Source organism: Pseudomonas sp. PA15(2017), assembly GCF_001945395.1.
Taxonomy (GTDB): domain Bacteria; phylum Pseudomonadota; class Gammaproteobacteria; order Pseudomonadales; family Pseudomonadaceae; genus Aquipseudomonas.
Genome location: NZ_MSXV01000009.1, coordinates 1 through 23,703, shown reverse-complemented (window position 1 = coordinate 23,703; position 23,703 = coordinate 1). Strand labels below are relative to the sequence as shown.

Genomic DNA, 23,703 nt, shown 5'->3' with positions numbered 1-23,703 from the left:
GGCATGGCCCTGTTGGCACCGGCGCAGGGGGCCTGGGCCCCCGGCTGGCAGGCGATGCGTGGCGCCTCGCCTGCTGTACCTGATCCGCCCAGGTGCGGGCGGGTCGCGGTGAGAGCGGGCTCAGAGCCCGACGAATTTCTTCACGGCGGCCGCACCGTCCTGGCCGTCGAAGGTGGTCACACCCTGCAGCCAGGCGTCGAGCACCTGCGGGTTGGCCTTGATCCATTGCTTGGCAACGTCGGCGGGGTCCTTTTTCTCAAGGACTTTCTCCATCAACTGGCTTTCCATCTCGACGTTGAACTGCAGGTTGTTCAGCAGCTTGCCGACGTTGGCGCAACGCGCCTCGTAGTCGGTAGGCACCACGGTGTAGACCTTGGCCGCACCGTAGTCCGGGCCGAACACGTCATCACCGCCGGACAGGTAGGTCATGTCGTACTGGGTATTCATCGGGTGCGGAGCCCAGCCGAGGAACACCACCGGCTCCTTCTTGCGGATCGCGCGCTGCACCTGCACCAGCATGCCGGCTTCGCTGGACTCGACCATCTTGAACTCGCCCAGGTCAAACTTGTTTTCCTTGATCATGCCGTCGATCAGCAGGTTGCCGTCGTTACCCGGCTCGATGCCGTAGATCTTGCCGCCCAGCTGATCCTTGAACTTGGCGATGTCCTGAAAGCTTTTAAGGCCCGCCTCGGCCGCGTAGGTCGGCACGGCCAGGGTGTACTTGGCGCCTTCCAGGTTGGCCTTGGGCAGCACCTTGACGCTGTTGTCCTTGGTGAATGGCTCGATCACCGAATCCATCGAGGGTGCCCAGTAGCCGAGGAACACGTCGATCTGCTTGTTCTTCACCCCGGTGAAGGCGATCGGCACCGAGGCCATGGTCTTGCGCGGCGTATAGCCGAGGCCTTCGGTCAGGGTCATGGCCACGCCGGTAGTGGCGGCGATGTCGGCCCAGCCGATTTCGGCGAAGCGTACCTGTTTGCAACTGGCCGGCTCCTGGGCCCAGGCGCCCTGCACCAGGGCGCAGGACAACAGGCCGACACCCGCTGCCTTGTGAAATATGTTCATCCGCGAATCCTTGTGTGATTGAGAGGAAGTCGAGTATGGCCTTTTACTGGCGCTGCAGTCGCGCACTCAGCCAGTTCAGCCAACCCGCGCGGTTTGCGGTGGTCTGCGGTGTACCGAAGCTTTCGGTGATGCGGTCGAGAATGATCGCCAGCAGCACCACGGCCATGCCGCTTTCGAAGCCCAGGCCGATGTCCAGACGCTGAATACTCGCCAGCACGTCGTTGCCCAGGCCGCCGGCACCGACCATCGAGGCGATGATCACCATCGACAGGGCCATCATGATGGTCTGGTTGACGCCCGCCATGATCGACGGCATCGCATTGGGCAGTTGCACCTTGAACAGCAACTGGCGGCTGTTGCAGCCGAACGACTGGCCCGCTTCGACGATTTCCTTGTTGACCTGGCGGATGCCCAGGCTGGTCAGGCGCACGGCCGGCGGCATGGCGAAGATCACCGTGGCGATGATGCCGGGCACGCGGCCGAGGCCGAACAGCATGGCCGCCGGAATCAGGTAGACGAACGCTGGCATGGTCTGCATGAAGTCCAGTATCGGCCGGATGATGGTCGATACGCGCTCGCTCTTGGCTGCCCAGATACCCAGCGGAATACCGATCAGCAGGCTGATCAGGGTCGCCGAGAAGGTCAGGCCGAGGGTCACCACCGTCTGTTCCCAGAAGCCGGTCATCACGATCAGCACGAACGCCACGGTGGTGAACACCGCGAAGCGAAAACCGATGCGCCACAGGCCCAAGGCCACGAAGATGGCGATCAGCAGCCACGCCGGTGGCAGCATCAGCACGTTCTCGATCGCTTCGGAGAAGCCGCTGACCACGCTGCCCATGCTGTCGAACACGCCGCTGTAGTTGTCCAGCATGTGCTGAACCGCGTCGTTGACCCAGCTACCCAGATCCAGTTTCTCGCTCATGTCATTCTCCCTGCAGGCGGGTCAGCAGGCGGCCCTTGCTGATGGCGCCGCTGTAGTGGCCATCCTGGTCGACCACCGGGATCGGACCCTCGTTGTCCACCAGGCGGTTGATCACCTGATCCAGAGGCAGGTCTTCGGGAACCGGGCTGATGGCTTTCAGCACGTCGCCATCGAGTGCCGGGGAGTCGCCGCCCTCGACCAGCAGGGCGATCCTTTCCAGGCTGATGGAGCCGCGGAACTTGTTGTCTTCGTCGACGATGAAGGCGTAGTGCTTGTCCTGTGCCTGCAATTCGCGGCACACGGTCTGCGCATCGGGCGCCTTGCCGTTGTGCACGTAGACCGGAACACTGTTGGCTTTCAACTGGCCAGCGGTTAGATAGCGGCTGGTGTCGACCGTATCGAAGAAGTTGCGCACATATTCGTTGGCAGGATTGTCGATAAGTTCCTGCGGCGTGCCGACTTGGACGAGCTTGCCGCCCTCCATGATGCCGATACGGTTGCCGATGCGCATGGCTTCTTCGATATCGTGGGACACGAAGATGATGGTGCGACGATGGGTCTTCTGCAGCTCCAGCAGGATGTCCTGCATCTCACGGCGCTTGAGCGGGTCGAGGGCCGAGAAGGCTTCGTCCATGATGATCATCGACGGGTCCACGGAGAGCGCGCGGGCCAGGCCGACCCGTTGCTGCATGCCGCCGGACAACTCGTGGGGGAATTTGTTGGCGAAGGTGTCCAGGCCGACCTGCGCGAGCACCTGCATGGCGCGTTCTTCACGTTCCTTGCGGCCCTTGCCAGCGACCTCGAGGCCGAAGGCGGCGTTTTCGAGCACGGTGCGCGAGGGCATCAGGGCGAAGGACTGGAAGACCATGCTCATGTCGCGACGACGCAGGTCGATGAGCTGATCCTTGGGCAGTTTGGCGACGTTCTGGCCGTCGATGTAGACATTGCCGGCGGTGGGTTCGACCAGCCGGTTGATGAGGCGGATCAGGGTGGATTTACCCGAGCCCGAGAGGCCCATCAGGACGAAGATCTCGCCCTCTTCGACGCTGAACGACACGTCACTGACACCGATCACGGCGCCTTTTTCAGCGAGGATCTTGTCCTTGCTCCAGCCCTGCTTGAGCAGGTCGATGGCTTCTTGCGGCTTGTCGCCGAACACCTTGTAGAGGTTTTCGACGACGATTTTTCCAGACTGCATGGGATGGTTCCCCTTCAGTAGACATCAGAGCAGTCACACGCAGTTTGCCGAGCGCCCACCGGGCGTCCGTCATGCGATGCAGACTGTTCTTGCTTGTGGGTATATACACGGTTCCTGGGTTTGGACAGCGTTCTGTCACAAGGCGTTCTGCAGGCACTCGAGCGCGTCCCAGAGCGGTCGCCGAGGCAAGCGCAATAGGTGAACGTGACGAATGATGTAATGCGTGGCCGTGCTGCAAACTGCTTTCCAAACCCTCTGGCAGTGTTACGAAGCCCAGTCCTTTGGGTATTCACACCTCATCCGAGATGCGCGTACATCCGAAATTTCTTGTTGGGCTGGCGCCCTGTTGCGGTAGCCAGCACTTATCTGTTCTTCGGTCCAGGGCGGTGGGCCCCAGTCTGCCTCTCTGGTCAAGAGTGGCAGCGACGAAATCGGCTGACTCAACGATATAGTCTTGCGGTCGTGGCAATTATCGAATTACGACCCTGACGTGTTGGGCGACGACACGAAGCCCTCGCCTAAAAAAACCATAACAGATTACTTCTGTACTTGGCCAAGGCTGGAGGCCGCGCATGACGCGGTTTTCAGCCTTCATGGCGGGTGAAGGCCAGGGGGCATGCGGGCTACAGCAGATTTAAAAAACGTATGTAAAGCTGTTGGTAGCGAGCAAAAAACGTATCGGTTTCGGTCGTTTTCCGACCGTTCGACGCGGTCTTCCGCTTTTGCGGGACGGATAACTGGCCGCCGATTTCGTTTGCTCGTCGCCGCTTTCTGGCATCTGTCGCACTCCGATACCGACTGCGACTGACGGCCGATCGGCCAGCAGATAAAAATGCGCAGATGCCCTTAGAACCTGTTCATGATCTTACAGCCCAGGCTCGCCGTTTCTGGCAGCTAAGTGGCGGGAGCGGCCATCGCACAGTGGATCAGCGAACGACCGCTTCTGCCTTGTAGTTGCCGCTTCAGGCGCAAAAGATCGTGAACAGGTTCTTAGGGTCTTCAAGCCGAGATTCGGCGATCTGGCAGCCAAGTGGGGGCGCCCACAGCAGGTCGGCGAACTACCTCGTAGTTGCCGCTTCAGGCGCATCAAGATCGTGAACAGGCTCTTACCGCAGTGAGCATTTTCTGCTCAGCACAGCAGGCTATCGCCAATTTTTGGTGCATGGGGGATCTGGCCGATATGTCGCCTGTGTGACCGGTCAGTCATATTCTCTTCGGGCTGCTCGGTTACCCCTGCAGACTGTGCGGAAACACCGTTACGCCAACTACTGCTACGAAAATGCTCAAGCCCTTGTGGCATGGCACATTGCGCCGTTTTCCCCACACCATTTCAGGGTGTCTCCAAGGCCCAGCAATCGGCCTTTCCAGCTGCCGTCGGTTCTTGTTTGAACGGGCGTTCAATGTCGGCATGGCCTTTGCGTTATATAGGCCATCTGCTTGACTGCCAGTCGGGCGTTATTACAAGAAAACAGAGCCTCGCCATGAAGGCTCATAACCTGGTTAGCGTGAGGGTTCATCGATGTCCCAGTTCAATCAGGGAACGCAGCTCCAGAGTCGCGTTCCACAGTCCATCGGCTTTCTGTTGTTGAACAACTTCACCCTGATCTCCCTGGCCTCTGCGGTGGAACCCCTGCGCATGGCCAACCAGCTCTCCGGCAAGGAACTGTATCGCTGGCACACCCTGACCCTCGACGGCCAGCCGGTTTGCGCCAGCGACGGTTTGAAAATCACCCCTGACGCCAGCACGGCGAGCGCCCCGGCACTGAGCGCGGTGATCGTCTGTGGTGGTGTGGATATTCAGCGCAGCGTTACCCGCGATCATGTGCAGTGGCTGCAGGCCCAGGCTCGCCAGGGCCGGCAAATGGGCGCGGTATGTACCGGCAGCTGGGCGCTGGCCAAGGCCGGCCTGCTCGACGGCTACGATTGCAGTGTGCATTGGGAGTTTCTCGCTGCCATGCAGGAGGCCTTCCCCCGTGCCGCCATCACCACGCGCCTATTTTCCATCGACCGTAACCGCAACACCTCATCCGGCGGTACTGCGCCAATGGACATGATGCTGCACCTGATCGGCCGCGAGCATGGCCGTGAACTGGCGGCGGCGATTTCCGAAATGTTCATCTACGAGCGTATTCGCAACGAGCAGGATCACCAGCGTGTGCCGCTCAAGCACATGCTCGGCACCAATCAGCCGAAGCTGCAGGAAATCGTCGCGCTGATGGAGGCCAACCTCGAGGAGCCGATCGATCTGGACCAGCTGGCGCTCTACGTCGACGTATCGCGTCGTCAGCTTGAGCGACTGTTCCAGAAGTACCTGCACTGCTCGCCGTCGCGCTACTACCTGAAGCTGCGCCTGATTCGTGCTCGCCAGTTGCTCAAGCAGACGTCCATGTCGATCATCGAGGTGGCCTCGGTCTGCGGCTTCGTGTCCACGCCGCACTTCTCCAAGTGCTACCGCGAGTACTTCGGCATTCCACCGCGTGACGAGCGTGCTGGCAGCAGCTCCAACGTCGTGGCACTGGTGCCGGTACACGATGAGCTGCTGCCCGAGTCGTCATCGGCCATGGCGGCGCTGAGCCGTGCCCAGGGCGAGTCGACGTTCGCCAGCGTGCGGATCATCTGATTTTCCGCATCGCACAAAAACTGCTCAATTCCCGCAGACGCCCGAGAACCGTGGCGTCTGCGCCGTCTTTCACAGATTATCCACAGTTATGCACAGAGTATTTGTGCGCAAAACGTCAGTGGGCAGAATGCCGTCAGGCCAATCATTGATTCAAGGCTGAAAGCGCGTTGTTTCGGGCCTTTCGTGGCAGGCGTGATGCCGCCGTCGAACGAAAAATGGTCAGCCTGCCAGGCGGCCCGTGAATAAAAAGCGTAGCGCGGTTATCCAACAGTTTATCCACAGGCCTGCACACAGTATTTGTGCGTCGAATGCCCGTGCCCGAACGATCAGGCAGGTGGCATGTTCGGGTCGTTCAGCTGCGCGGCACCAGTGCCGGCAGTAATGTGCGGGAAATGGCTTCGCGCACGGTCGGCAGCACGGTCGCGCTGCCAGCGAGGATGTCTTCGACCATATGGCGCAGGGCAAGGGCGCGTTCCGGGCACAGGCCGGTCACCGCGTATTCGCAGGCCTGCTCGGCGCTGGCGCCGCTGGGAACGCTGAAGCCAAGGGCGACCAGGCGTTCGCGCAGATCTTCCTGGTCGATCAGTTCGGTATGCATCATCGTGGGCGTCCTCGTGGCAAGTTCGAATTCGGCGTTCCGTCAGCGCAGCACGCCTTCATCCAGCAGTAGCTTGAAGATAGCCTCTGCACCTTCCTGTGGCGAGACGCCGGTGATCACCTGGCCACCACCGCTCGCCGCTTTCGCGGTCGCCGCCTTCATGCGCTCGGCACCGGTCTTGGCCTTGATCACTTTCAAGCGCTTGGGGCGCGGTCGGGCCGGCTGCCATTGCGCGTCGGCATACAGCGGGTCGTCGACCAGCTCCACCGCTTCACGCTCCAGGGTGCCGCGCCGTGCCGGGCCGAATGCGCTCTGCCGGGCTGCCGGCGCGGCGCTATCGACACTGGCGACGAAGGGCAGGCGCACCCTCAGCCGCCGCCGTTGCCCGCGGGGCAGGGCCTGCAGCACCTGGGCGCTGCCGCCGTCGATGCTCTCCACTTCCGCCAGGCCGACGATCAGCGGCCAGCCCAGGCACTCTGCGAGCAGATAGGGCAGCATGCCCGAGCCTTCGCCGGTTTCCGCCTGGCTGCCGGTCAGCACCAGCTGCGCCTTGGCCAGTTGCAGGTGTTCGACAAGGGCCGGCAGGGCATCGGTCTCGCGGCTCTGCTCGAGTACGGTAAGACCCGGCAAACCCATGCCCAGGTAGGCGCGCAGGGTGTCCTCCTGCGGGTCGCCAGCATGCACCACGTTGAGTTTTTCACCGGCCAGGCGCAGGCCCAGCTCGACGGCGCGGGCATCCTGTTCAGCGCGCCGCGGGCGGCCCGAGGCGGGGTGCGAGCCGATGGAGACCAGGGTGACGACGTTCAGATCAGCCATGCCGGATCTCCCGTTGTGTGTGCGATTTCGCGGGCATGGCCCGCTCCCACCAGAAGCGACCGAGAGAGTCATGCGGCATCGCGTTTGGCTCCGTTGCGGTGTGCTTCCACGCGCTCGATCAAGGCCTGGAGGATCGCCGCCGCGTCGCCGATCACCGCCATGTCGGCGCGTTTGATCATGTCGCAACCCGGATCCAGGTTGATCGCCACCACCTTGTCGCAGGCACCGATGCCCTGCAGGTGCTGGATCGCGCCGGAAATGCCTACCGCCACATAGACCCGCGCGGTAACCCAGGTGCCGGTAGCACCGACCTGGCGGGCCCGCGGCATGTGGCCGTCGTCGACCGCCACCCGCGAGGCGCCTTCGGTGGCGCCCAGGGCCACGGCGGCGCGGTGGAACAGCTCCCAGTCCTTCACGCCGTTACCGCCGGAGAGGATGAATTCGGATTCGGCCATGGGAATCTGCGCCGGGTCGACGGCGACCGAGCCCAGGTCTTCGATGCGTGGCAGATTGCGCGGGACCTGCGCCGACAGCTCGACCTGGCGTGCTTCATGGCGGGTTTCGCTGACCGGCTCGGCGCACTCGGCAGCGGCCAGGATCAGCCGCGGTGCGGCCCGCGCGATGTCTTCGCGGCCGGCACCGGCGCGGCCCGTGCTCTGCCCATCCTTGACCTGCCAGACACGGGTGGCCGGTCGCTCGCCCAGGCAAGAAGCCAGGCGGCGGCCCAGTTCGCCGCCGCCGGTGCGGCTGTCCGGCAACAGCCAGTGGCGCGGGTCGAACTGACTCTCCACGGCGCGCAGCGCCAACACGCGCTGCTCGGGTGAGTAGCCGCTGTATTCGTCGCCTTCGAGTTGCAGCAGACGATCGACGCCCACGTTGTCGAAAGCGGATTCCTTGTGCTCGCCGAACACCACGGCCAGCACGGCGCCATCCTTGCCGGCCAGTTGATGGGCGAGGCCGAGCAGATCCTTGTCGTGGCTGCTCAGGCGACCACCGACCATATCCGGCACCACGGCGATGATGAAGGCCGGCTGCTCGACCACATGCAGCGGCAGCTGTACCTGGGCGCTGCCGCTCTGGCGCTTGCCGCTGCCGCCCTGTTGGGCGCCACTGCGGTCGATGCGCTTGATGCCGGCCGGGCCAATAAAGCCCGCAGCTGCCGCATGAGGGTTCTTGCGGACGATGCCGTTGGGGCCCATCCATTGAATCTGCTGGGGTTGCAGGGCGGCGTGCAGCGGATGCAGGCGGTTGCGGGCGATACGCTCGGCACGCGGGTCACGGCGGATGATGTCACTCATTCAGGCCACCTCCACGGCAGTGGGTTGCGCGACGGGTTTCTTCTGCGGCACTTCGCTTTCGATCAACACCTCGGCCACCAGCTCGGCGATGTCCTTGATCTGCGGGCGCGGTTCGACCACGCCTTCGAGCATCACGGTGCACTGTGGGCAGCCGACGGCGACCAGTTCGGCACCGGTTTCCTTGATGTCTTCCATGCGCATGTCGGGAATCCGCTGCTTGCCGGGGATGTCGGTGATCGGCGCGCCACCACCACCACCGCAGCAGCGCGAGCGAAAGCCGGAGCGTTGCATTTCCTTGACCTCGATGCCGATGGCCTTGAGCACCGCCCGCGGCGCCTCGTACTCGCCGTTGTAGCGGCCCAGGTAGCAGGGGTCGTGGTAGGTGACCGATCCGCCCTTGTGTTGGCCTAGGTTCAAGGTGCCGCGCTGCAGTAGCGTTTCGATGAAGGTGCTGTGGTGCATGACCTGGTAGTTGCCACCCAGGGCGCCGTACTCGTTCTTCAGTACGTGGAAGCTGTGCGGGTCGCAGGAGACGATGGTCTTGAAGCGGTACTGGTTCAGGGTGGCGATGTTGCGCTTGGCCAGTTGCTGGAAGGTCGCTTCGTCACCGAGACGGCGGGCGACGTCGCCGCTGTCGCGTTCTTCCAGGCCGAGCACGGCGAAGTCGACGCCGGCTGCCTTGAGGAGCTTCACGAAGGCGCGCAGGGTGCGCTGGTTACGCATGTCGAAGGCACCGTCGCCAACCCAGAACAGCACCTCGGCGTTGCGCTTGTCGGCCATCAATGGCAGGTTCAGGTCCGCCGCCCAGTTCAGGCGGCCGCCCGGGGCGAAGCCTCCAGGGTTGTCGGTGGCGATGAGGTTTTCCAGCACCTCGGCGCCCTTGTTCGGCGTCGAGCCCTTTTCCAGCGTGAGATGGCGACGCATGTCGACGATGGCATCGACGTGCTCGATCATCATCGGACACTCCTCGACGCAGGCGCGGCAGGTGGTGCACGACCACAGCGTGTCGGCATCGACCAGAGCCTTGTCCTGCAGGGAGACGATCGGCTGGTGCGGGCCGCCGCTGTGTTCACCGAGCGGTTTGCCTGGATAGGGTGAGCCGGCGAACGTGGCGTCGCTGCCACCGGCCAGGCCAATGACCATGTCCTGGATCAGCTTCTTGGGGTTCAGCGGCTGGCCGGCGGCGAAGGCCGGGCACATGGCTTCGCACTTGCCGCACTGCACGCAGGCGTCGAAACCAAGTAACTGGTTCCAGGTGAAGTCGGTGGGTTTTTCCACGCCCAGCGGGGCTTTCGGGTCGTTCAGGTCCAGCGCTTTCAGGCCAGTGGAGCGACCCCCGCCAAAGCGTTCGCTGCGGCGGTGCCAGGCCAGGTGCAGGGCGCCGGCGAAGGCGTGCTTCATCGGCCCGCCCCAGGTCATGCCGAAGAACAGCTCGGACACGCCCCAGGCCACGCCAACGGCGAGGATCGCCGCCAGTACCCAGCCGCCAAAGCCGGCGGGCAGAATCCCGGCCACCGGCAGGGTGGCGATGAAGATGCTGCCAGCGAACATCAGCAGGCTTTTCGGCAGGCGCATCCACGGGCCTTTCGACAGGCGCGAGGGTGGGTTCAGGCGGCGCTTGGCGACGTACAGGGCGCCAGTGAACATCAGCACCGTGGCAGCCAGCAGGGCAAAGCCGAGGATGCGGTGGTGCAGACCGAAACCGTGCACGACGATGGCCAGCATCGCTGCCAGTACGAAGCCGCCAGCAGTGGCTACGTGGGTCTTGGACATGTACTTGTCGCGCTCGACCACGTGGTGCAGGTCCACCAGATAGCGCCGCGGCATCTTCACCAGGCCTTTGACCCAGTCGACCTTGGCCGGGCGGCCGCGGCGCCACATGAAGAAGCGCCTGGCCGCGCCGATGACCGCGAGGGCCAGGGCGGCGAACAGCAGGATGGGAAGAATTATGTCGAGCATCGCAGCTTACCTGAGTGGGGCTGCAGGCCGCAGGCTACAGGCTGCAGGAAAGAGCAAGGACGAAACCCTGGCGTCTAGCCTGTAGCTTGATGTCTGCAGCCTGCAGCTAGGTCAGAAGTCCTTGCACAGGCGCAGGGCGTCGTATATCGCCGCGTGCACGTTGCGCTGGGCCACGCAGTCGCCGATACGGAACAGCAGGTAGCCGGCGCCCGCCTCGGCGAGGCACGGCTGCGGCTTGATCGCGAACAGCGCCTCGACGTCGATCTGGCCCTTGTTGCGCGAGCCGTCCTTGAGCCCGTAGTACAGGCCCTCGTCCGGGCGCACGCCGTTCTCGATGACGATCTGGTCGACCACCCGCTCTTCCCGGGCGCCGGTGTATTCGTTCTCCAGCACCGCGACTTTCTTGTCGCCCTCGGCGTAGACCTTTTCCAGCATCATGTCGCCGGTCATGACCACTTCCTTGGGGTACATGCTGCGGTAGTAGGTCGGGAAGGTGGTGCCGCCCATGGCCACGCCGGGCTTGATGTCGTCGGTGACGATCTCCACCTGGCTGCCCTTGTCGGCCAGGTAGTCGGCCGCCGACATGCCGGTGAATTCACAGATGGTGTCGTACACCAGCACGTTCTTGCCGGGCTCCACCTTGCCGCTGAGGATGTCCCAGGCGCTGACCACCAGGCCTTCGGCGGCGCCCCAGTGCTCGTTCTGCTCGAGGAAGGCATGGCCACCGTTGGCCAGTACCACGATGTCCGGGCGCAGGTCGAGGATGGTCGCTTCATCGGCCGCCGTGCCCAGGCGCAGGTCGACGCCCAGGCGGGCGATTTCCAGCTGATACCAGCGGGTGATGCCGGCGATCTGGTCGCGTTGCGGAGCGCGGGCGGCGATGCTGATCTGCCCGCCGAGGCTGTCCTGCTTCTCGAACAGGGTCACGTCGTGACCGCGCTCGGCGGCCACGCGGGCGGCCTCCATACCAGCCGGGCCACCGCCGACGATCAGCACCTTGCGCTTGGCGCCGGTGGTCTTCTCGATGATGTGCGGCACGCCCATGTATTCGCGGCTGGTCGCGGCGTTCTGGATGCACAGCACGTCCAGGCCCTGGTACTGGCGGTCGATGCAGTAGTTGGCGCCGACGCACTGCTTGATCTGGTCGATCTGGCCCATCTTGATCTTGGCGATCAGGTGCGGGTCGGCCATGTGCGCGCGGGTCATGCCGACCATGTCGACGTAGCCACCTTCGAGGATGCGCGTGGCCTGGTTCGGGTCCTTGATGTTCTGCGCGTGCAGCACCGGCACCTTGACCACTTCCTTGATGCCGGCCGCCAGGTGCAGGAACGGCTCCGGCGGGAAGCTCATGTTGGGAATGACGTTGGCCAGGGTGTTGTGGGTGTCGCAGCCCGAACCGACCACGCCGATGAAGTCGAGCATGCCGGTGGCGTCGTAATAGGCGGCGATCTGCTTCATGTCATCAAAGGACAGGCCGTCGGGATGGAACTCGTCACCAGTGATGCGCATGCCCACGCAGAAATCGTCGCCGACTTCGGCGCGCACCGCCTTGAGCACTTCCATGCCGAATTTCATGCGGCCTTCGAAGGTGCCGCCCCATTCGTCGGTACGCTTGTTCACGCGTGGCGACCAGAACTGGTCGATCAGGTGCTGGTGCACGGCGGACAGCTCGACGCCGTCCAGGCCGCCTTCCTTCGCGCGGCGCGCGGCCTGGGCGTAATTGCCGATGATGCGCCAGATTTCCTCGACCTCGATGGTCTTGCAGGTGGCGCGGTGTACCGGTTCACGGATTCCGGACGGCGACATCAGGGTCGGCCAGTGGAAGCCGTCCCAGCGCGAGCGGCGGCCCATGTGGGTAATCTGGATCATGATCTTGGCGCCGTGCTTGTGCATGGCGTCAGCGAGATTCTGGAAGTGCGGGATGATGCGGTCGGTGGACAGGTTCACCGAACTCCACCACTGCTGCGGGCTGTCGATGGCCACGACCGATGAGCCGCCACAGATCGCCAGGCCGATGCCGCCCTTGGCCTTCTCTTCGTAGTATTTGACGTAACGCTCGGTGGTCATGCCGCCGTCGGTGGCGTACACCTCGGCGTGAGCCGTGCTGAGTACGCGGTTACGGATGGTCAGTTTGCCGATCTGGATCGGCTGGAACATTGCTTCGAAGGCCATGACCTTCTCCTCGATTCGACGGCTAAGCGTTCACGGTTCTGTTTTTATAGGTGGCAGCGGGCAGTACCTGCGATCGACGCATTCGCGGGCACGGTCCGCTCCCACGCGATAACCGCTAGAGCGGGCGAGTCACGAACAGGCCATCGTCGTGGCCTTCTTCCGAGCCGCCGTATTCCTGCACGGTGACGGTGCGCAGGCTGCTGCCCTTGGCGGACAGGATCTGGTCGATGGCGCCGGAGAACCAGCCGGTGAACATGTAGTCCACCTTGCGGCCGACCTTGCCGTACACGTACACGAAGGCCGAGTGCTTGAGCTTCACTTGCGCGTGACCGGCATCGATGTCCAGCTTGTGGATCTCGAACAGGCCCCAGCCACGCTGCGACAGGCGCTTCATGTAGTGCTCGAACACCGCATCGCCCTGCAGGCCATGGCACTCGGCTTCCTTCTCGCACCAGTGCCAGGCGGATTTGTAGCCGGCCTTGTAGAGGATCTCGGCGTACTTGTCGGCGCCGAGCACTTCCTCGATGCCGCGGTGGTTGTTGACGAAGAAATGCCGCGGCACGTACAGCATCGGCAGCGCATCGGTGGTCCATACGCCGGTTTCGTCGTCGACCTGGATGGGCATTTCGGGGGCGTGGGTGGCCATGTGTGTAACTCCTGAATTCGAATGGTAGGAGCGGCTTTAGCCGTGAGCTTCAAGGCACGTCGCCCCTTGGGGCTGATCGCGGCTGAAGCCGCTCCTACGGAAATTGAGATGGACGGGCTTATTCGCCCCAGACGTCGGCGAGTACGCGCACCCAGTTCTCGCCCATGATCTTGCGCACCACGCTTTCGGAGTGGCCGCGTTTGAGCAGGGTTTCGGTAAGGTTGGGGAATTCGCCGACGGTACGGATACCCAGCGGATTGATGATCTTGCCGAAGTTGGTCAGGCGACGGGCGTAGCCCTTGTCGTGGGTCAGGTACTCGAAGAAGTCCTGGCCGTGACCCTGGGTGAAGTCGGTGCCGATGCCGATGGCGTCTTCACCGACGATGTTCATCACGTACTCGATGGCTTCGGCGTAGTCGTCGATGGTCGAGTCGATGCCCTTGGCCAGGAACGGCGCGAACATGGTCACGCCAACGAAGCCGCCGTGGTCGGCGATGAACTTCAGTTCCTCGTCGGACTTGTTGCGCGGATGCTCTTTCAGGCCCGAAGGCAGGCAGTGAGAGTAGGTGACCGGTTTCTTCGACTCGAGGATGACTTCCTCGCTGGTCTTCGAACCGACGTGGGACAGGTCGCACATGATGCCCACCCGGTTCATCTCGGCGACGATCTCGCGACCGAAGCCGGACAGCCCGCCGTCACGCTCGTAACAGCCGGTGCCCACCAGGTTCTGGGTGTTGTAGCACATCTGCACGATGCCCACGCCGAGCTGCTTGAACACCTCGACGTAGCCGAGCTGGTCTTCGAATGCATGGGCATTCTGGAAGCCGTAGATGATGCCGGTCTTGCCCAGCTCCTTGGCCTTGCGGATATCGGCGGTGGTGCGTACCGGCATCACCAGGTCGCCGTTCTCGCGGATCAGCTTGCTACTGGCGGCGATGCTGTTGACGGTGGCCTGAAAACCCTCCCATACCGACACGGTGCAGTTGGCCGCGGTCAGGCCGCCCTTGCGCATGTCCTCGAAGAGTTCACGGTTCCATTTGGCGATGATCAGACCGTCGATGACGATGCTGTCGGCGTGCAATTCGGCTGGGCTCATCAGGCGGCTCCCCTTGAATGAATGCACCAGATTCGCTGCTGGCGCTTTGTGGGCAGCATATGCCTCGACGCCCGGGCGACCCGATGCAAAAACGACGGGGGGATTGCCGAAAGCGTCAAGCCGAGGTCGTGGGTGGATACGCCGCTTGGATCTGCCCTGTTGCGGGGCAGGGGTGGTCGTGGAGATTCACTGCACTAGCTGTGGGAGCGGGCCATGCCCGCGAAATCGCGCGCAAAGCGCGCTCCAAGAAAGGCTGCTCTTTGTGAGGTTTACGACCGCTCGCTCGTTCCCTCATGCCGATCCTGCCGCGGGCTGACGGCAAACCGCGCGCGATAGCGACGGGCGAAGTAGGAGGCCGAGTCGAAGCCGCAGGCCAGGGCCACTTCCAGCACGCTCAGGTCACTCTGACGCAGCAGTTGGCGGCCCTTGTCCAGACGCAGGGCGAGGTAGAAGGTGACTGGCGTGGTGCCCAGGTGCGTGCGGAACAGCCGCTCCAGCTGGCGGGTGGTGATGCCCACGATGTCGGCCAGTTGTTGCGGGCTGCGCGGCTCCTCGGTGCAGCGCTCCATTTCCCCGATTACCAGGGCCAACTTCTTGTCGTGGATACCGTAGCGGCTGCTGACCTGCATGCGCTGGTGATCCAGCCGGGTGCGGATGCGGCCCAGCACGAACTGCTCGGACACGCGGATCGACAGCGCCTCGCCATGGTCGCGACCGATCAGCCCGAGCATCAGGTCCAGGCTGCTGGTGCCCCCGGCACTGGTGATGCGCCGGCCATCGATCTCGAACAGCTCCTGGGTCGGTTGCAGCTGTGGATAACGCTCACGAAAGGCATCCAGCGCCTCCCAGTGCAGGGTGAAGCGCTGCCAGGCATCCAGCAGCCCAGCTTCGGCGAGCACGAAGCTGCCGGTGTCGATGGCGCCCAGCACCCGGCATTCACGTTCGGCACGCCGCAAGCGGGCGGCTAGCTGCGACCCGAAACCCGCCAGTGGCTCGAAGCCGGCTACCACGAAGAGGCTGGTGTCGGTCAGGTCGTCATCCAGAGCGCCATCGACATTGAGCGACATGCCATTGCTGGCCGGCACGGCCTGGCCGTCGGCGCTGAGCAGCCGCCAGTGGTAATGGGGCGCATGAAAACGGTTGGCGACCCGTAGCGGCTCGATGGCCGACATCAGGCCCATCATCGAAAAGCCGGGCAACAGTAGAAAACAGAAGTGATCAGGCATGGCGGTGCTCGCTGCGTAGCGCTCCATCTAACGGCAACGTGGTGCTAGCTTCAAGTCGTTATGCTCTGGTTTTGTGTCGATATTGTGGGAATCGTCGATCGAGTAACTGCGTAAGGTGGCGCCATCGGAATCCCGCTGTTCCGGTCACACGGTACTAAAAACCAGACTAAACCGTTGAGGAGCCCCGCTTATGAAAACGCTTACCGCGTTCGCAGCCTGCTGCGCCGTCACCCTGTTCAGTGCGCCCCTGCTGGCCGCCGAAGATGCCAGTTGCAAGACCGTCCGCCTCGGCGCCGTCGGCTGGACCGATGTGGTCGCCACCACCGCCGTGGCCAACCAGTTGCTACAAGGCCTGGGCTATGAAACCACCCAGACCCAGGCCTCGCAGCAGATCATCTTCGCCGGCATCCAGAAGGGCCAGGTCGATGCCTTTCTCGGCTACTGGAAGCCGATCATGGACGACAACATCAAACCCTTTCTCGGTGCTGGCGCCGTGAAAGTGGCCGACAAACCGTCGCTGGACGATGCCGTGGCGGCACTCGCCGTGCCGACCTACGCGGCCGAGCAGGGCATCAAGACCCTTGCCGACATCGCCCGTTTCAAGGATCAGCTCGACGGCAAGATTTACGGCATCGAGGCCGGCTCGGGCGCCAACACGGCGATCCAGAAGATGATCGACAGCAATCAGTTCGGTCTTGGCGAGTTCAAGCTGGTCGAATCCAGCGAGGCTGGCATGCTCGCTGCCGTTGGCCGAGCGGTGCGCAACGAGAAGCCGGTGGTGTTCTTCGGCTGGAAACCCCATCCGATGAACCTGCAGATGCCGATCACCTACCTGTCCGGTACCGAGGACGTGTTCGGCCCCAACGACGGCGCCGCGACGGTGTCCACCGTGACGGCGCCGGACTACGCCCAGCGCTGCGCCAACGCCAATCGCCTGCTCACCAGTCTGCGCTTCACCAGCGAGCAGGAGGCCGAACTGATGCAGCCGATCATGGATCGCCAGGCGCCCGACAAGGTGGCGCGCGAGTGGATCGCGGCCAACCCCGAGGTGGTTGCCGGGTGGCTCGAAGGTGTTACCAGCCGCGACGGCAAGCCGGCCGCCCAGGCCCTGAAACTCAGCCAGTAACCAGAACCCTCGCTGCCACCGTGCTCTGCGCGGGGGTGGCGTTCGTCCTCGATAAAGGAGCACGACCGTGAACCATGAAGTCATCATCACCTGCGCGGTCACCGGCGCCGGCGACACCGTTGGCCGCCACCCGGCCATTCCCGTCACACCGAGACAGATCGCCGAGGCCGCCATCGAGGCCGCCAAGGCTGGCGCCACCGTTGCCCACTGCCACGTACGTGATCCGCTCACCGGCAAGCCGAGCCGTGACGTGGCGCTGTATCGCGAGGTGGTCGAGCGCATTCGCGAGAGCGATACCGACGTGATCATCAACCTCACTGCCGGAATGGGCGGCGACCTGGAGATCGGCAAGGGCGAGCAACCGCTGGAGTTCGGTGCCGGCACCGATCTGGTCGGGCCGTTGGCGCGTCTGGCCCATATCGAGGAGCTGCGGCCGGAAATCTGCACCCTGGATTGCGGCACGCTGAATTTCGGCGATGGCGATTTCATCTACGTTTCCACCCCGGCGCAACTGCGCGCGGGCGCCAAGCGCATCACCGAGCTGGGCGTGAAGGCCGAACTGGAAATCTTCGACACCGGCCACCTGTGGTTCGCCAAACAGATGCTCAAGGAAGGCCTGCTGGAGGATCCGCTGATCCAGCTGTGCCTGGGCATTCCGTGGGGCGCGCCGGCCGATACCGCGACCATGAAGGCGATGGTCGACAACCTGCCGCCGGGCCTGACCTGGGCCGGCTTCGGCATCGGCCGCATGCAGATGCCGATGCTAGTCCAGGCCATGCTGCTGGGCGGCAACGTGCGCGTGGGGCTGGAAGACAACATCTGGCTGGACAAGGGCGTGCCGGCCAGCAATGCCTCGCTGGTGGCGCGGGCGGTGGAAATCATCGAGCGCCTCGGTGGCCGCGTACTCAGCCCAGCCGAAGGCCGGGCGAAGATGAAGCTCGAGCGCCGCGACTAAAGCGGTACGCCGCCCGGCCCTTCACAGATTTGCGTTGCTCTCGTGGGAGTGGCTTTAGCCGCGACAGCGGTAGCCCGGATGTAATCCCGGAGCATTCCCTAACGCCATTCCCCGGCCTGCGTCGGGGCCATCGGAGTTCAAGCATGACCTTCATTACCGATATCAAGATTTTCGCCGCCCTGGGCACTGGCGTGATCGGCGCCGGCTGGATCGCTCGCGCCCTGGCCCATGGCCTGGACGTGCATGCCTGGGACCCGGCGCCCGGCGCCGAAGCGGCCCTGCGCACGCGCATCGCCAATGCCTGGCCGGCACTGGAAAAGCACGGCCTGGCGCCGGGGGCGTCGGTGCAGCGCTTGCGCTTTTTCGCTGATCTCGATGCTTGTGTGCGCGATGCCGATTTCATCCAGGAGAGCGCGCCCGAGCGGCTCGACCTCAAGCTCGAGCTGCATGCGCGCATCAGCGCCGCGGCGCGGGCCGACGTGATCATCGGCTCCAGCACGTCGGGCCTGCTGCCCAGTGAGTTCTACGCCGAGGCGCAGCACCCGGAGCGCTGCGTGGTCGGTCACCCGTTCAATCCGGTGTACCTGCTGCCGCTGGTCGAGGTGGTTGGCGGTGAACGCACCGCGGCCGAGGCTGTGCAGGCGGCCATGAGCATCTACAGTGCGCTGAGCATGCGCCCGCTGCACGTGCGCAAGGAGGTGCCGGGCTTTATCGCTGATCGCCTGCTCGAAGCGCTGTGGCGCGAGGCGCTGCACCTGGTCAACGACGGTGTGGCGACCACCGGCGAGATCGACGACGCGATCCGCTTCGGCGCCGGGCTGCGCTGGTCGTTCATGGGTACCTTCCTGACCTATACCCTGGCCGGCGGCGACGCCGGCATGCGCCACTTCATGGCCCAGTTCGGCCCGGCGCTGAAACTGCCCTGGACCTACCTGCAGGCGCCCGAGCTGACCGACCAACTGATCGACGACGTGGTCGCCGGCACATCGGTTCAGCAGGGCCAGCGCAGCCTCGCCGAGCTGGAGCGCTACCGGGACGATTGCCTGCTGGCGGTGCTCGGCGCGATCCGCGAAACCAAGGCCCGCCACGGTTTCGCCTTCGAGGAATGAGCATGCTGCCGGTTACCTATACAACCGCGGTGCAGGCCGATTGGGTCGACTACAACGGCCACCTGCGTGATGCCTATTACCTGCTGATCTGCAGCTTCGCCACCGACGGGCTGATGGACCTCATCGGCCTCGACCAGGCGGGCAGGGCGCGTACCGGACACACGCTCTATACGCTGGAGTGTCATCTGAACTTTCTCGCCGAGGTGAAGCTTGGCGTCGAGGTTCAGGTGCGCACCCAACTGCTTGGCCATGACCGTAAGCGCCTGCATATCCATCATGTTGTCGAACGCTGCGACGATGGGCAGATCATGGCCGAGAGCGAGCAGATGCTGATGAATATCGACACGGCCAATGGTCGTTCGGCGCCGTTCGATGGTGAGGTGGCCGGGCGAATTGCTGAGCTGGTCGAGGCGCAGCATGGAGCGCCGCGTTCTGTTTATGTCGGACGGGTGATCGGCTTGCCCTGAGCCTTCCTCGTGACGCGAAAAAGCCCCGCCAGGTTTAGCTGGCGGGGCTTTTTGTTCTCAGCCGCTTACTGCGTCTTCACATCCCGCAGATACGGCGCTGGCGCCGCACCCAGGTTGCTGAGCATGCGCTCGCTGTACCAGTCGATGAAGTTGACCACGCCGAACTCGTAGGTTTTCGAGTACGGGCCGGGCTGGTAGGCGGTGGAGTTGATGCCGCGCTGGTTTTCCTCGGCCAGGCGACGGTCCTGGTCGTTGGTGGCGTCCCAGACTTCGCGCAGGCGGGCGACGTCGTAATCCTCGCCTTCCACGGCGTCCTTGCGCACCAGCCACTTGGTGGTGACCATGGTCTCCTGGGCACTGATCGGCCACACGGTGAATACGATCAGGTGATCGCCCATGCAGTGGTTCCAGGAGTGTGGCAGGTGCAGGATGCGCATCGAGCCCAGGTCCGGGTTCTGGATGCGGCCCATCAGTTTCTTGCAGCCCTGCTTGCCGTCCATGGTCATCGATACGGTGCCTTTGAGCAGCGGCATGCGCACGATACGGTTGCGCAGGCCGAAGCCGGCGTGCAGATAGGGGATCTTCTCGGCTTCCCACTTGGCGGCGGATTCGGCCACGTGATCCTTGAACGACTGGGTCGCGCGGGGATCATGGGTGTCGTCCCATTCCAGCAGGGTGTTGAGCAGTTCCGGGTGGGAACCGTTGCAGTGGTAGCACTCGCGGTTGTTTTCCAGCACCAGCTTCCAGTTGGCCTTTTCCATCAGGGTGGTCTGCACGGCCACCTTGGCGTTCTCCATGTCGTACGGCTCCATGTAGTGCGCCAGGGTGGCGAGGAACTCGTCGATGGCCGGTGGGTTCTCGGCCAGGGAGATGAATATGTAGCCGCCAGCGGTCTTGCAGTTGACCGGCTTGAGATTGTAGTCGGCCAGGTTGAAGTCGGTGCCCATTTCGGTGCCGGCGAACAATAGGCGACCGTCCACTTCGTAGGTCCACTGGTGGTACGGGCAGACCAGCTTGGCGACCTTGCCCTTGTCGCTGGTGCACAGGCGCGAGCCGCGGTGGCGGCAGACGTTGTGGAAGGCATGCACGGCACCCTCGGCGCCGCGGATGACGATGATCGGGTTGTTGCCGATCTGCAGGGTCAGGTAGTTGCCCTTGGCCGGGACCTCGCAGGTCATGCCGGCGATCAGCCATTCCTTGTGGAAAATCTCCTGCATGTCGAGCTGGAACACCCGCTCGTCGTTGTAGAACGGCTGCGGCAGGGAAAAGGTGCGCTCGCGGCTCTGCAGCATTTCGGCTGCAGCGGCGCGGGCCGGTTCCAGCGGGTCGCCAAGGCTCAGTGTAGAGGTGACGGTCATCGGGAAGCTCCTCGTGGCGGACGCGCTGCGGCCGCTATGAAATAGGCTGATGCGGTTGACGCAAGGTGGCGTCGCCTGGCCCGGATCGCCTGCCGAGTGGCGCATTGCTCAGGGGTTGCGGCGGACGCTCTTATCCTGTTCGGCTTGGGGGCGAGTGTGGAGCCCGGCGCGGCGCGAACCTTATCCATGGGCGACATGGCCGAATCATTTCCCGACTGGGTACGCCAGTGTCTACGGGGCAGGTCGCCGTTAGCATGCCGATGTCGCTGGCAGGTAAATGAGGCCCAGAGGCGTTGCGCACAATCGCGGCAAAGAATGGGCCGGTGAGCGGCCTGCGTGCGCGAGAGAACCGACATGTCGAACGACTTCCTCTATCCCGTCACCACCCAGACCTGGAGTAACGGCCGCCACCTGGTGCGCTGCGTCAAGGTCATCCAGGAAACGTGGGACGTCCGCACCTTTTGTTTCATGGCCGACCAGCCCGTGCTGTTCTTCTTCAAGCCGGGGCAGTTCGTCACCCTGGAGCTGGAGATCGATGGCCAGCCGGTAATGCGCTCGTACACCATTTCCAGCTCGCCTTCGGTGCCTTACAGCTTCTCCATCACCATCAAGCGGGTGCCGGGCGGCAAGGTCTCCAACTGGCTGCACGACAACCTGTCGGAGGGCCAGGAGCTGGCGGTGCATGGCCCGGTCGGGCTGTTCAATGCCATCGACTTTCCGGCCGACAAGGTGCTGTTTCTCAGCGGCGGGGTGGGCATCACCCCGGTGATGTCGATGGCGCGCTGGTTCTACGACACCAACGCCAATGTCGACATGGTGTTCGTGCACAGCGCCCGTTCGCCGAAGGACATCATCTATCAGCGCGAGCTGGAGCACATGGCCGCGCGGATCTCCAACTTCAACCTGCACGTGATCTGCGAGAAGCACGGCCTGGGTGAGTCCTGGTCGGGCTACCGGGGCTACCTCAACCAGCCGATGCTGGAGCTGATGGCCCCGGATTATCTGGAGCGGGAAATCTTCTGCTGCGGCCCGACGCCCTACATGAGCGCGGTCAAGCGTCTGCTCGAGGCCAAGGGCTTCGACATGAGCCGCTACCACGAGGAGGCCTTTGGCCCGGTGCCGGCCGAAGTGCGGCAGGAGGTCAAGGAGCTGGCCGAACTGGCCGCCGATGCCCCGGAGGTTCCGGCTGCAGAACGCAATCAGGTGGCCTTCACCAGTACCGGCAAGAGTATCCAGGTCGGCCCCGGCGAAACCGTGCACGCAGCGGCTGCCAAGCTCGGCCTGCACATTCCCAAGGCCTGCGGTATGGGCATCTGTGGTACCTGCAAGGTACTCAAGACGGCGGGCGACGTGGACATGGAACACAACGGCGGGATCACCGACGAGGACGTGGCAGAGGGTTACATCCTGTCCTGCTGCAGCGTGCCGCGTAACGACGTGAGCATCGATTACTGACTTGCCGATCAAAATTTGATCAGACCGCTGCGTCGCCCGGATTACGGGCGCTGTGGCGGCTATCCAACAGTTTGTCCACAGCCCGGCGCACAGCAATTGTGTGCAAGGCGGGCAATATCTCTCGCTAACCCTTTCTAGCAGCTGTTTTTGAACGGACGGATGATGAGCTATTCGCTCAAGAGCGTAGACTTGAACAGTTTATCCACAGCACTATTCACAGCATTATGCAGTCCTGCACAGCGCGCTGCCTGAGCGTCGGCTCGATCGCCTGTATGTTTTTTGCTCAGTTGGCTGAAGGTGGCTATTCACGAGGCTTTCAGCCTGGTGGCGACAGCTTGTACACAGCGTGATCCATGAAGTCTGGGGAAAATGGGCAGAGGTCTATTCACCATGCTGCAGGTCTCATGGCGCTGCCACCCGGTAAATCATGCGCACAGATGCTTGATCAAAAAATGATCATAGCTGTCAATGCCGCATGCATCAAGGCCTCCAGACCATTTACTACAACTTATGCACAGAAGCGCGCACAGTTTCTGTGTGTAGATAAGTTGCCAAGGCGCGCCTGCCGATCATTTTTTGTTCGATTGGCTAGATCCCTTTGATAGCAGGGCTTTCAGAACTTTTCCGACAGCTTATCCCCATTATCGTCCCCGGTTGCTGGGGATGGATGTCCACAAGGGATAATCGTACCCGGTTGGCTCTGTGGATTACTTTGCACCCAAAGGCGCTGGATAAAATATGATCAGCTTGCTGTAGGCCTTTGATGACAGGGCCTGAGGCCACATATGCACAGCTTGTGAAGGCGCTCCTGCACAGTGATTGTGCGTAACCTGATTCACAACTAATTGGTATAGAACGTTTTTTGTACGATGGTCGGGAACCCTTGTGGGTGCTGGGCCGTAGCCATGTGGCGACAGCTTATGCACAGCGCTTTCCACGGAATCTGGGGATGCGGTCCACCATTGCTCACCGGCAGGCAAGGCATAGCGCACAGCCATGTTTTGCCCATGCCGGGTTTCATGGTGGTTTTGTGCTGAGTGGAACGGGTTATCCACAAAGAGGAAGTGATGCGGCGGGGAGGGCGTTGCCGAGGCTGTGGATGAAGGCCAGCGTGCTGCCGGCCCAGGGTTTTGCTCAAGCGGTCATGACTTCGCGGATATCCCGAGCCAGCTGGCGTACTCGTGCTTCCTCGGTATCCCAGGAGCACATGAAGCGCGCGCCGCCGGCACCGATGAAGGTGTAGAAGCGCCAGCCGCGGGCGGTGAGGGCGGCGATGGCCGGTTCGGACATCTGCAGGAATACGCCGTTGGCTTCCACCGGGAACATCAGGCTGACGCCGGGCACGTCTTGCACCAGCTTGGCGAGCAGCTGGGCGCAGTGATTGGCGTGGTTGGCGTAGTGCAGCCAGGCATCGTCCTGCAGGATGCCCACCCAGGGTGCTGTGTCTGGATATATCTTAAGAGGCGCGAGTTGACTGTAAGGCTCTAGGACTTATGGTGAATCGCCCCGGCTTTCCTAGACACTTTCCAAGCTCTGGATATATCGCTTCTCAAACTCCACTGGCGATAGCTGCATAGCGCTGCTGTGCCGGCGTTTAGGGTTATAGAACATCTC

General features: G+C 63.1%; 18 protein-coding genes and 1 pseudogene. 6 read left to right on the top strand and 13 right to left on the bottom strand.

Going from position 1 to position 23,703, the window contains the following annotated elements; translation table 11 throughout:
- Positions 1 to 120 precede the first annotated feature (120 nt).
- The 3 genes from BVH03_RS03445 to BVH03_RS03435 are packed head-to-tail and all read right to left on the bottom strand — an operon-like array spanning position 121 to position 3,188.
- Complete coding sequence (locus tag BVH03_RS03445) at positions 121 to 1,065, bottom strand: choline ABC transporter substrate-binding protein (protein ID WP_075959908.1); 945 nt, start codon at positions 1,063 to 1,065, stop codon at positions 121 to 123.
- A 43-nt stretch (positions 1,066 to 1,108) separates the two neighbouring features.
- Positions 1,109 to 1,990 (bottom strand): proline/glycine betaine ABC transporter permease, encoded by an 882-nt coding sequence (locus BVH03_RS03440; RefSeq protein ID WP_075959907.1) that lies wholly within the window; start codon positions 1,988 to 1,990, stop codon positions 1,109 to 1,111.
- Position 1,991: 1 nt separating this feature from the next.
- On the bottom strand, positions 1,992 to 3,188 hold the full coding sequence (locus BVH03_RS03435) for a glycine betaine/L-proline ABC transporter ATP-binding protein (protein ID WP_075959906.1): 1,197 nt from the start codon (positions 3,186 to 3,188) through the stop codon (positions 1,992 to 1,994).
- 1,519 nt (positions 3,189 to 4,707) lie between these two features.
- Here BVH03_RS03435 and BVH03_RS03430 point away from each other — a divergent pair.
- Positions 4,708 to 5,808, top strand: coding sequence for a GlxA family transcriptional regulator (locus BVH03_RS03430; protein WP_075959905.1), 1,101 nt, complete (start codon positions 4,708 to 4,710; stop codon positions 5,806 to 5,808).
- Between the two features lie 352 nt (positions 5,809 to 6,160).
- Here the strand turns inward: BVH03_RS03430 and BVH03_RS03425 are convergent, their stop codons facing one another.
- The 8 genes from BVH03_RS03425 to BVH03_RS03390 form a co-directional block, all read right to left on the bottom strand.
- Positions 6,161 to 6,409, bottom strand: a complete 249-nt coding sequence (locus BVH03_RS03425; RefSeq protein WP_075959904.1) for a hypothetical protein — start codon at positions 6,407 to 6,409, stop codon at positions 6,161 to 6,163.
- A 39-nt stretch (positions 6,410 to 6,448) separates the two neighbouring features.
- Entirely contained in the window at positions 6,449 to 7,222 is a 774-nt protein-coding gene (locus tag BVH03_RS03420) for an electron transfer flavoprotein subunit beta (protein ID WP_075959903.1), read from the bottom strand.
- Positions 7,223 to 7,290: 68 nt separating this feature from the next.
- Entirely contained in the window at positions 7,291 to 8,520 is a 1,230-nt protein-coding gene (locus BVH03_RS03415; RefSeq protein ID WP_075959902.1) for an electron transfer flavoprotein subunit alpha/FixB family protein, read from the bottom strand.
- The gene (dgcB, locus tag BVH03_RS03410; RefSeq protein ID WP_075959901.1) at positions 8,521 to 10,479 is read right to left on the bottom strand and encodes a dimethylglycine demethylation protein DgcB; all 1,959 of its coding nucleotides are present in this window, start codon (positions 10,477 to 10,479) and stop codon (positions 8,521 to 8,523) included. It abuts the gene before it with no gap.
- A 111-nt stretch (positions 10,480 to 10,590) separates the two neighbouring features.
- On the bottom strand, positions 10,591 to 12,651 hold the full coding sequence (dgcA, locus tag BVH03_RS03405; RefSeq protein WP_075959900.1) for a dimethylglycine demethylation protein DgcA: 2,061 nt from the start codon (positions 12,649 to 12,651) through the stop codon (positions 10,591 to 10,593).
- Between the two features lie 115 nt (positions 12,652 to 12,766).
- A complete protein-coding gene (locus BVH03_RS03400; RefSeq protein WP_075959899.1) occupies positions 12,767 to 13,297 on the bottom strand; it encodes a DUF5943 domain-containing protein in 531 nt (176 codons plus the stop codon).
- A 118-nt stretch (positions 13,298 to 13,415) separates the two neighbouring features.
- Entirely contained in the window at positions 13,416 to 14,393 is a 978-nt protein-coding gene (locus BVH03_RS03395) for a dipeptidase (protein ID WP_075959898.1), read from the bottom strand.
- 269 nt (positions 14,394 to 14,662) lie between these two features.
- On the bottom strand, positions 14,663 to 15,619 hold the full coding sequence (locus tag BVH03_RS03390) for a GlxA family transcriptional regulator (RefSeq protein ID WP_075959964.1): 957 nt from the start codon (positions 15,617 to 15,619) through the stop codon (positions 14,663 to 14,665).
- 190 nt (positions 15,620 to 15,809) lie between these two features.
- Between BVH03_RS03390 and choX the strand changes: the two genes are divergently transcribed.
- From choX to BVH03_RS03370, 4 genes are all read left to right on the top strand, one after another.
- The gene (gene choX / locus BVH03_RS03385; RefSeq protein WP_075959897.1) at positions 15,810 to 16,745 is read left to right on the top strand and encodes a choline ABC transporter substrate-binding protein; all 936 of its coding nucleotides are present in this window, start codon (positions 15,810 to 15,812) and stop codon (positions 16,743 to 16,745) included.
- A 67-nt stretch (positions 16,746 to 16,812) separates the two neighbouring features.
- Positions 16,813 to 17,700, top strand: coding sequence for a 3-keto-5-aminohexanoate cleavage protein (locus BVH03_RS03380; RefSeq protein ID WP_075959896.1), 888 nt, complete (start codon positions 16,813 to 16,815; stop codon positions 17,698 to 17,700).
- Between the two features lie 143 nt (positions 17,701 to 17,843).
- Positions 17,844 to 18,809, top strand: coding sequence for an L-carnitine dehydrogenase (locus BVH03_RS03375; protein ID WP_075959895.1), 966 nt, complete (start codon positions 17,844 to 17,846; stop codon positions 18,807 to 18,809).
- A gap of 2 nt (positions 18,810 to 18,811) precedes the next feature.
- Entirely contained in the window at positions 18,812 to 19,276 is a 465-nt protein-coding gene (locus tag BVH03_RS03370; RefSeq protein WP_075959894.1) for a thioesterase family protein, read from the top strand.
- 65 nt (positions 19,277 to 19,341) lie between these two features.
- On the opposite strand, the gene gbcA is transcribed toward BVH03_RS03370, so the two are convergent.
- Positions 19,342 to 20,634, bottom strand: coding sequence for a glycine-betaine demethylase subunit GbcA (gbcA, locus tag BVH03_RS03365; protein ID WP_075959893.1), 1,293 nt, complete (start codon positions 20,632 to 20,634; stop codon positions 19,342 to 19,344).
- 354 nt (positions 20,635 to 20,988) lie between these two features.
- Between gbcA and gbcB the strand changes: the two genes are divergently transcribed.
- Positions 20,989 to 22,089, top strand: a complete 1,101-nt coding sequence (gene gbcB / locus BVH03_RS03360; RefSeq protein WP_075959892.1) for a glycine-betaine demethylase subunit GbcB — start codon at positions 20,989 to 20,991, stop codon at positions 22,087 to 22,089.
- A gap of 1,134 nt (positions 22,090 to 23,223) precedes the next feature.
- On the opposite strand, the pseudogene BVH03_RS03355 reads toward gbcB, so the two are convergent.
- Positions 23,224 to 23,529: pseudogene (locus BVH03_RS03355) on the bottom strand (threonine aldolase); the annotation flags it as partial.
- Between the last annotated feature and the right edge of the window lie 174 nt (positions 23,530 to 23,703).